Source organism: Alteromonas alvinellae (assembly GCF_902705805.1).
In genome coordinates this window covers 41,020-50,617 of sequence record NZ_CACSIH010000127.1, presented here as the reverse complement: position 1 = coordinate 50,617, position 9,598 = coordinate 41,020, and the positions used below count along the sequence as shown (strand labels likewise).

7 protein-coding genes are annotated in these 9,598 nt (G+C 44.4%); 3 read left to right on the top strand and 4 right to left on the bottom strand.

The features are described 5' to 3' along the window. Positions 1–315 precede the first annotated feature (315 nt). The 3 genes from ACX5KA_RS09890 to ACX5KA_RS09880 all read left to right on the top strand — a co-directional run bounded on the left by ACX5KA_RS09890 (position 316) and on the right by ACX5KA_RS09880 (position 3,717). A complete protein-coding gene (locus ACX5KA_RS09890; protein WP_458731016.1) occupies positions 316–720 on the top strand; it encodes a type 2 periplasmic-binding domain-containing protein in 405 nt (134 codons plus the stop codon). A 34-nt stretch (positions 721–754) separates the two neighbouring features. Then, positions 755–1,954 carry a topoisomerase IV gene (locus tag ACX5KA_RS09885; protein ID WP_458731015.1) on the top strand — a complete coding sequence of 400 codons (1,200 nt, stop codon included), beginning with the start codon at positions 755–757 and terminating at the stop codon, positions 1,952–1,954. A gap of 143 nt (positions 1,955–2,097) precedes the next feature. Next, positions 2,098–3,717: a methyl-accepting chemotaxis protein gene (locus tag ACX5KA_RS09880; RefSeq protein WP_458731014.1), complete on the top strand. Its 1,620-nt coding sequence runs from the start codon at positions 2,098–2,100 to the stop codon at positions 3,715–3,717. Between the two features lie 171 nt (positions 3,718–3,888). On the opposite strand, the gene rpoD is transcribed toward ACX5KA_RS09880, so the two are convergent. The 4 genes from rpoD to rpsU form a co-directional block, all read right to left on the bottom strand. Then, entirely contained in the window at positions 3,889–5,721 is a 1,833-nt protein-coding gene (rpoD, locus tag ACX5KA_RS09875; RefSeq protein WP_014948265.1) for an RNA polymerase sigma factor RpoD, read from the bottom strand. A 479-nt stretch (positions 5,722–6,200) separates the two neighbouring features. Continuing rightward, positions 6,201–7,979, bottom strand: a complete 1,779-nt coding sequence (gene dnaG, locus ACX5KA_RS09870; protein WP_049587032.1) for a DNA primase — start codon at positions 7,977–7,979, stop codon at positions 6,201–6,203. A gap of 203 nt (positions 7,980–8,182) precedes the next feature. Continuing rightward, positions 8,183–8,629: a GatB/YqeY domain-containing protein gene (locus ACX5KA_RS09865; RefSeq protein ID WP_012517256.1), complete on the bottom strand. Its 447-nt coding sequence runs from the start codon at positions 8,627–8,629 to the stop codon at positions 8,183–8,185. A gap of 241 nt (positions 8,630–8,870) precedes the next feature. Beyond that, positions 8,871–9,086, bottom strand: coding sequence for a 30S ribosomal protein S21 (gene rpsU, locus ACX5KA_RS09860; RefSeq protein WP_012517258.1), 216 nt, complete (start codon positions 9,084–9,086; stop codon positions 8,871–8,873). Positions 9,087–9,598: the final 512 nt, after the last annotated feature.

Genomic DNA, 9,598 nt, shown 5'->3' with positions numbered 1-9,598 from the left:
TCCTGAATTTGATGCGGAATGTCGGTTCAAAGGTATGCATTAGACAATTGTATAGTTGTTTAACTTTCTACTTTCACTACACTGCGCGCCATTCCCGAATGCTTATATAAGTTATTAATTTATATAAGGTAAAAATTTAAAGCTTAAAGTGGCGAATATTGTATTTGTGACCAATACTTACTTCGTTGTAAATGTTTGGACATACAAGCACATGTTTGTTTCATATCGCTCAAATACGCAAATGCCGTTTTTAGCGCCTTCAAAAATAGCAAAGAGCGATGAGCTAGCATTCACAAAGACTCCAGAGGACATATGATGAAAAAATGGATACTTGCAGCAGGACTTTGCTGCAACGTTGCGATTGCTGATGTAGCAGTCATCGTGCATCCCAGCAATGGAGATGCTTTAGATAAAGATAGCATTAGCCGACTTTTCTTGAATAAAGCAAAAGCTTTTCCTAGCGGTACACAAGCTGAGCCTGTTGCACTGGCTGAAGGCCAATCCGCTACCGATGAATTTAACGGCAAGGTATTAAACAAAACCGCAGCACAGTTAACTGCGTTTTGGTCAAAACTAGTATTTACCGGTAAAGGTCAACCACCAAAAGCTCTTGGTAGCGATGCAGAAGTTGTATCTGCTGTAGCAGGAAACCCTGGCGCAATTGGTTACGTCGACGCTGGCGCTGTTAACGACAGCGTACGAGTAGTCGCTACCTTTTAACTGACCGTTTATACAAAGAATTTAAGGAACACGCATGAAAACCAAACTTGCTATCTTATCTATGGCTGGCCTGTTAGCTACTCCCGCACTGGCTGATATTCAAATCAACGGCTTTGCAAACCTTATTGGCGGTATGACACTAGACGATGACGAGTCAGTGTACGATTACGACAGCGACTTTAACTTCGACCCTGCAAGTGTATTTGGCCTTCAGGTTCGTGGTGATGTTAGCGATAAGCTCTCTGCGACCGCCCAGCTGGTTGGCCGTGGTAGTGAAGATTACGACGCCGATTTTGAATGGGCGTACATGACCTATATGTTGAACAACAACTTCAACATCAGTGCAGGCCGTCTGCGCATGCCTTTATTTAAGTACTCTGCGTCATTAGATATCGGTTACTCGTATCACTGGCTAACACCACCAGATGCTGTATATGGCATTGACTTCAACAACATTGACGGTGTCCGAGTAGACTACATGAACTATTCAGGTGACTGGGAATATGGTGCACAGTTTACCGTTGGTCGTGTTGAGGCTGATACCACCATTTCAGGAACGCCTGCTGCGTTAGAATTGGAAAACGTGGTCGCTGTTTCATTTGAAGCAACCCGCGACTGGTTCAGTGCTCGTACCTTGCTAGCACGCGGTAAAACAAGTGCAGCCAATGCTGACTTCGATACATTTGTTGGTGGTTTAAATCAATATGGTGCTTTTATTCCTGCAGCGTCTTTAGCCGCTGAAGGTTTGAGTGTTAATGAAGATACAGGTACCTTCTTTGAAATCGCTTTAGATATCGATAAGTACGATTGGTTTGTGGGTGCAGAATTTACGCAAACAGAAGTTGATGGCTCTGTTATTGCTGATAATAAAGCATGGTACGTTACAGCGGGTATGCGCTTTGGTAAGTTTACACCGCATATTACTTACGAAGTTGAAGAAGCGGACAATGGCACTCAGCTAGGTTTAATTGCCGCGCTACCTCCTATGATTGCAACAGGTGATGCCGTGGTTGATGCAACGTGGAACGGCGCAAATGGCTCGCCGGGTATTTACCAAACAGCGGCAGGTATTGCTGCTCAACAAGAATTAGATGTATCTGCAGTAACTGTAGGTCTTCGTTACGACGTTGAGCCAGGCTTTGCGCTAAAAACTGACGTAACTTGGTACTCTGATGATTTAAACGATCTAAACGATGCAACGTTGCTTAAAGTTGGCGTGAACTATACGTTCTAACTGCTTGTTGTGGCCCCGCGTCTTGATGCGGGGCCATAAATTTCACTAAAGATTTTAGCTATTTGGTAGATAAGTTAGATACGATGTTTTTTCAGGTAAAACTGAAACGTAGTTAAGCAATTATAAAAACAGTGGGATAGCGGATGAACTTTCTTAAAAAAATGCCAATTGCGACTAAAATTTTCCTTATACCAGGGATCGCAGCGCTAAGTTTTGTTATTTACTTGCTTATCACTGTTTATACCGCGCTCAACAACGGTGCAACATTAGAAAAAGTTCAGAAAGTTCAATTTCCTGCCCTTCAACTATCGGCATCTACGTTAGTTGATATGCAGAAAGTTCGCGACACCCTTGCGAGCGCTGTAACGACAGGTGATCAAGACACATTAACCATAGCTCAGGAGCTTGCCGAAGAAGCAAAAAGCGGCTTAAACCAAATTGCTTCTATAAGCCCTGAGTTTCGTAGTGAAATTTCCCGTATTTCATCAGGCTTTGATAACTACTTCGACGTCGCTTACGACGTATCACAATCTATGGTGAACGGCACAGCTGACTTTAGCCGTTTAGGCGAACTCTCAGCCCAAATGAATCAATCTTATGATGGTGCCATAGTTTCTATGTCTAAATTTCGCGATGCTCAACAGGCGGCATTTGAAGAAGCATTTAAAAACACAGACAGTGCCAATACCTCGTTAATTAGCACAGGCGTCATTTTAGCCGTGGTTGTGACTATATTGCTGTTTGGAACAGCGATCCCAATTGTTCGCGGTATTAAACAAAGTATTGATGATGTGGTTCGTTCATTAAAAGATATCGCACAAGAAAATGGCGACCTAACGGTTCGAATTGAAACCAAAAGCGAGGATGAAATTGGCGATCTGGTATACTGGTTCAATCAGTTTATGGATAAGCTTCAAGGCGTAGTTCGAGACGTGGTAGAAGCGAGTTTGCCGCTATCTAATTTAGCGCAGAACTTACGAGGTGTAACGGAAGAAACCCAGCGTACTATCGATGTGCAGCAAAGGTCTGCAACCAATGCTAAGCAAGCGGTAGACACCATGAGCGGTTCTGTTGATGGGGTGGCACACAGTGCTGCGCAAGCAGCAAGCGACGCTAACGAAGCCACTACAGCAGCCAGCGAAGGTCGTCAAATCGTACAGCAAACCGTTACGAGTATTCAGCAGCTTGCTGAGAACGTACGCGAAACAGCTGACGTTATAGCCCGTTTAGAGTCAGACTCTAATAAAGTTGGCTCGGTGCTAGATGTGATCAAAGGCATCGCTGAGCAAACTAACTTATTGGCGCTTAACGCTGCTATTGAGGCTGCAAGAGCGGGTGAACAGGGTAGAGGCTTTGCGGTGGTCGCAGATGAAGTGAGAACGTTAGCATCGCGTACACAGCAGTCTACGGAAGAAATTCAAAGCACGATTGAACAGCTTCAAAATGCTGCTCACTCAGCGGTAGAGGTAATGTCTCGCGGTACCGAACAAGCAACAAGCAGTGTGGAAACGGCTAATAAAGCGGGAAGTAGCTTAGAAACCATTACCAGTACGATTGGGCGCATTAACCAAATGAACGAGCAAATTGCGCACAATACCGAAGACCAGCGCACGGTAGCAGTGGATATTGTGCGTCACGTTGATGAAATTCATCAGCGCACTGAGCAAACGGCGAGTCGTTCAGGTGAACTAGGCACCATGTGTAATGAACTTGCCGACCTTGCGCAGCACCTTGAGTCAATTGCGAAGCAATTCAGAGTGTAACACCTTATAAAATGCTATTTAGGGCCTCCGCAAGGAGGCTTTTTTGTAGGCGCCAATTACATTTCAAAAGTAATTGTTACTAGCGCTAGTAAAGCAGAATTAGGATAAAACGAAGGCATAAAAAAATCCCCAGCCAAGGCTGGGGATTTTTAGTCAAAGCAATGCTTTTTTCTATTCGTCTAAGAAGCTGCGTAGCTGCTCAGAACGGCTAGGGTGGCGAAGTTTGCGAAGTGCTTTCGCTTCAATTTGACGAATACGCTCACGGGTTACGTCAAACTGCTTGCCTACTTCTTCAAGGGTGTGGTCGGTATTCATGTCAATACCGAAACGCATACGAAGTACTTTGGCTTCACGGGCAGTAAGGCCTGCTAGTACTTCCTGCGTTGCATCTTTCAAGCTACCGCCAGTTGCTGAGTCGAGGGGCTGAATAATTGTGCTGTCCTCGATAAAGTCGCCAAGATGTGAATCTTCATCATCACCGATAGGGGTTTCCATCGAGATTGGCTCTTTAGCAATTTTAAGTACCTTACGAATTTTATCTTCAGGCATTAACATGCGCTCTGACAACTCTTCAGGTGTAGGCTCACGACCCATTTCCTGAAGCATTTGACGAGAGATACGGTTAAGCTTGTTGATCGTCTCAATCATGTGAACAGGGATACGGATAGTACGCGCCTGGTCAGCAATTGAACGGGTAATTGCCTGACGAATCCACCACGTTGCATAAGTTGAGAACTTATAACCACGACGGTATTCGAACTTATCCACCGCCTTCATTAGACCAATGTTACCTTCTTGAATAAGGTCTAGGAATTGAAGACCACGGTTGGTGTACTTCTTAGCAATTGAGATAACAAGACGTAAGTTAGCTTCAACCATTTCTTTCTTCGCGCGACGTGCTTTCGCTTCACCGATTGACATGCGACGGTTGATGTCTTTGATATCTGCGATCACCAAGCCAGTTTCCTGTTCAACTTGGTTCATCTTGCTAATACAGCGCTCAATTTCTTCCTGATTTACAGCAAGGTCAGCGGCGTATGGTGCACCTGATTTAACTGCTTCATGTAACCATGCATTAGACGTTTCGTTGCCCGCAAATGCTTTGATGAAGTCTTTCTTCGGCATTTTTGCGTTAACTACGCAGAACTTCATTACTAGACGCTCTTGAATACGCACTTTGTCCATCATCTCACGCATGTTCTTAACCATGCGATCGAACTGTTTTGGAACTAGGCGGAATTCTTTGAAAACATCGCTTAATGCATTGATTTGCGTGCGAGAGTCAGCATGAGCTCGGCCTTTCTTCTCGATAACTTCACGAGTTTTAAGGTATTGCTCACGAAGCTCAGTGAAACGCTCACGGGCTAACTCTGGGTCAACACCGCTATCGTCTTCGTCGCTATCGTCATCATCTTCATCGTCGTCTTCATCATCTAACTCTTCTTCAGATAATTCAGAACCAACGTGAGTAGCCGTTGGAGCAAGGTCTTGCTCATCGTTAGGATCAACAAAGCCAGAGATGATGTCGCTCAAGCGAATTTCTTCTGCTTCGTAAAGATCCCACTGGTCTAATAGATAAGTGATAGCTTCTGGGTATTCAGCAACTGAACATTGTACCTGGTTGATACCATCTTCAATTCGTTTAGCGATTTCAATTTCGCCTTCACGAGTAAGAAGTTCAACCGTACCCATTTCACGCATGTACATGCGAACTGGGTCAGTCGTACGGCCAATTTCACTTTCTACAGTAGCTAGTGCCTGAGCTGCCGCTTCTGCAGCATCTTCATCAGCATTCGCTTCTTGCATGAGAAGTTCGTCTGCATCAGGAGCTGATTCAGAAACTTGAATTCCCATGTCGTTAATCATGCGGATTATGTCTTCGATTTGATCAGAATCGACAATATCTTGCGGCAGGTGGTCGTTTACTTCTGCAAAGGTTAAGTAACCTTGCTCTTTACCTTTTGCAATCAGGAGTTTAATCTGAGACTGCTTGCTTTGCGCCATATAACCTACACTTCTCACATTCAATTAGTTTGCAATAGAAAAGACAACATACGTCTAGGTATGTTCCCCGTTCTGCTGTAGTACTGCTTTTGTATCAAGGCCGTTAATGCTCGATGCCACGCTGGTCTAAACCATTATGTTGCGATGCACATCTGCTCGGGTTCGGATCTGCCCGTTATGTTCGGCTATATCTTTGCTACTCGTGCTGCTGTATTTTTGTTCACTTTATAGTGAATGAGACACGTTTATCTGTGCCCACAGCGAATTAGCCAGTATAGCAGAATAAACGGTGGTTTTACCAGATTGATGGCCGATTTTTTAGCCAGTGTTTTTAAGCTATAAAACAGCGCATACTTACAGCGCCTATTCTTGCTAAAATAATCTCGTTAACTCAATCTCACTAACATAAGCGTTTAAAAAAAGCCTTATGCAAAAGCCTACAAAAGAACAGGCAAACCTCTAGGTCAGTTTGCCCAAGGTTAACTCTTCTGTCTTTCCCTCATAAGCAGGTTCAATTCCTGTTTTTCCGCCTGTGTCAGTGGCTGAACCCGCGAGCGTGAAATTAAGGTTTCAATGCGGCTATCGAAATGCCCGTCCAGTAAGCGAGCGAAGCTGTCGTTGTAAACCCGTTCAGCATCCTCGTCTTTAACCAAGTGTTCTTGTAACAATAATTTCGCGATAGTAGAAGAATGGGGATGGTCGCGGAAATTTTCAACAAGCTGCGCGGTTTTTGCTTGAGGATGACTTACGCAATAGCGATGAACATCGCGTAATAAATCCATACCAGCAGCGTTGCTGCCCGCAAAAATATCAATTTGAACGTCTTCACATAGTGTGGCTAATTCAGGTTTATCAAGCAGCAAGCGTATCAGCATACGAAGCGGTGACAGTTTAGGCTTGTTTACTTGATTGCGATTCGGAGAATAAGCTTGCTTCGAACCTTGATTGGCTTTGGTGATATCTTGCTGAAGTTTAAACCGATCGAACTCGCCAGTGTGCTTGGCTAATTCTTCCAGCAGCATTTGCTTTTGATCATCACCTAATGTGCTCTCGATAAGCGGCATTGCCGCTTTCTTAAGGGCAATTTTACCTTCCGGCGTGCCCACATTGTGCGTCTTTAATAAGTTTTCAAAGAAAAAGCGGGATAACGGCATGGCGTCATCTAGCATTTCCATAAACGCATCTTTCCCCACCTGACGCACCATAGTGTCAGGGTCCTCGCCGTCGGGTAAGAATAAAAACGAAATACGCACGCCGTCTTTTAACGCGGGCAGGGCGTTTTCTAACGCGCGCCATGCAGCTTCCCGCCCTGCGCGGTCACCGTCATAACAGCATACAATGTGAGAGGTGGCGCGAACCAGCATTTGAATATGTTCAGGTGTGGTAGCTGTACCTAGCGCAGCAGTAGCAATATTAATGTCGAATTGACTTAGCGCCACTACGTCCATATAGCCTTCTACAATAACGACGGTATCCAGACTACGATTTTTTTGTCTAGCAGAATAAAAGCCAAAGAGCTCACTGCCTTTGTGGAAAATGCGGGTTTCTGGCGAGTTTAAGTATTTAGGGCCGCCATCATCTAATACTCGGCCGCCGAAACCCACCACACGACCCCGTTTGTCCCTGATAGGAAACATAATGCGGTCGCGGAAGAAGTCGTAGGTACGCCCTTGGTCGTTTTTATTGACCAGCTTTAAATCGACCAGTTGCTTGATGCGCTGTGGATCTTTGCCAAAGGTATTTAGCAACGCGTCCCAACTGTCTGGCGCGTAGCCAATTTCCCATTGCTTAACGATATCGCCGCTTAACCCGCGGTTTTTCAAATAGTCGATGGCTTTCTTACTATTACCATTTTGGCGCAACTGATGTTGGAAAAAGCGTGCAACTTGCTCCATTACTGCGTAATCGTCTTGCTGTTGCTGCTTTTTCTCTTCGCTCATGGCAGGGCGACTGCCCTTTTCACGGGGTACTTCAAGCCCGTGATAGCGCGCTAGCTCTTCAATGGCCTCGACAAATTCTAAGCGGTCGAATTCCATAATAAACGAGATAGCGTTACCGTGAGCGCCACAGCCGAAACAGTGGTAAAACTGTTTGTCTTGACTAACAGTGAAAGATGGCGACTTTTCGTTATGAAAAGGGCAGCACGCTTGGTAGTTTTTACCTGCTTTTTTAAGTTTAACTCGGCTATCTACCACTTCTACCACATCGGTACGTGACAGCAGGTCGTCTATAAAATCGCGAGGTATCTTTCCAGCCATGAGGGTACTTTCAAAAAGGGTTAGTTAAAAAAGATTCAGTTCAAAAGAATGAGAAAAGCACAAGTAGTAACTGCGCTTCAAGCGACAGGCTACAACATTATGAAAACAGTAATCCACTTTAACAGGGAAGTGTAAAAATGAGAACAATGAAGGTGTGACAATGCACACCTTCTACACGCTTCACTTTTACGAAAGGGCAGAGTTTAAGCGTTCAAACGCGCCTTAATTTTTGCACTCAAAGCACCCATGTCGGTGCGGCCTTGAACCTTAGGTTTCAAGGCGCCCATGACTTTACCCATATCCTGCATACCCGATGCTCCGGTCGCAGCCATGGTTTCGTCGATAAGTGCATTTAGCTCATCGTCAGTCAAAGGCTGAGGTAAGAAATCTTCAATGTAAGTAATTTCTTCACGCTCTTTGCTAGCCAGGTCGTCGCGGTTCGCTGCGTCATATTGGGCAGCCGCGTCTTGGCGCTGCTTAACCATTTTGGTCAGTACCGCTAATATTGCGCTATCGTCTAGCGTAATTTGTTCATCGATTTCTTTTTGCTTAATGGCAGCCATTGCCATGCGAATAGTACCAAGACGTACTTTTTCTTTTGCACGCATCGCATCTTTTTGCGCTGCTTTTAAATCATCAATTAGTGCCATGATGTTTCCTGATTTTTTATTAGTAGATTGAGCTGATACCAATACGCATAGGTCATTGCCCACTCAGAAGGTAATGAGCTATGCGGACTGGTATTATTAAGCCCCAGGTTGAAAATCAAATGCAACCATTTTGAAAAGGAAAAAATGGAGTCGTTAAGAATAAGGCCAAAAAAATAAAGGCCCAGAAACGCGAAAGGTGCTGCAATTGCAACACCTTTCAGACTCGTTACTTAACCCTATATTAGTAGAGTTTTACGCGACGTGCGTTTTCACGAGCTAGCTTCTTAAGATGACGCTTCTTAGCGGCAGCTTTCTTGCGCTTGCGTTCCCAAGTTGGCTTTTCGAAGAATTCACGACGACGAACTTCAGAAAGAACACCTGCTTTTTCACAAGAACGCTTAAAACGACGCAGCGCCACATCAAACGGCTCGTTTTCTCTAACTTTAACGATAGGCATTAAACACTCACCTCAAAACTTTTACTGTGTAAATCCGGGTAAAATTGTGCGCTAAAAAGGCCACCCGGGTTAAAAATGGTGCGAAATTCTAATCATATCTACAGAGAAAGTAAAGGATGAATTGCCAAAAAATAGCCAATATTGTGCATTTACCGTTCATTTACCTGTTCACTGGCATTCCATGAATGCAGGATTAAAGGTAAACTCTGCGCTCGTTAAGCACCGTGTTGTTTAACTCGGCTTGTATAAGCGCCCTTTTCAGAATGTTTTCTTGCTCAATTCCCTTTTGAAAAATGGTGATCAAAAGTGTGGAATCAGATGATCCTGACTAGGGTAGTGTTATGATCGCGGCGGGATCATAAAGATGATCGCATCAGATCGCCAGAATTATTTTCTCAGTTTTTGATATTTGCTTAGTCATTATGGCTCTCAACAATTGTAGGAACACGTGTTGTGATAAAAAGACGACAGCAAATCAAAAAACTAAGCATTGAAGTTAGTAGTAAAAGGGT

What these genes read in the sequence shown, in the direction of transcription:
- ACX5KA_RS09880 (WP_458731014.1), top strand. Translation starts at nt 2,098, where the DNA reads ATGAACTTTCTTAAAAAAATGCCAATTGCGACTAAAATTTTCCTTATA.
- dnaG (WP_049587032.1), bottom strand. Translation starts at nt 7,979, where the DNA reads ATGGCTGGAAAGATACCTCGCGATTTTATAGACGACCTGCTGTCACGT.
- rpsU (WP_012517258.1), bottom strand. Translation starts at nt 9,086, where the DNA reads ATGCCTATCGTTAAAGTTAGAGAAAACGAGCCGTTTGATGTGGCGCTG.
- ACX5KA_RS09865 (WP_012517256.1), bottom strand. Translation starts at nt 8,629, where the DNA reads ATGGCACTAATTGATGATTTAAAAGCAGCGCAAAAAGATGCGATGCGT.
- ACX5KA_RS09890 (WP_458731016.1), top strand. Translation starts at nt 316, where the DNA reads ATGAAAAAATGGATACTTGCAGCAGGACTTTGCTGCAACGTTGCGATT.
- rpoD (WP_014948265.1), bottom strand. Translation starts at nt 5,721, where the DNA reads ATGGCGCAAAGCAAGCAGTCTCAGATTAAACTCCTGATTGCAAAAGGT.
- ACX5KA_RS09885 (WP_458731015.1), top strand. Translation starts at nt 755, where the DNA reads ATGAAAACCAAACTTGCTATCTTATCTATGGCTGGCCTGTTAGCTACT.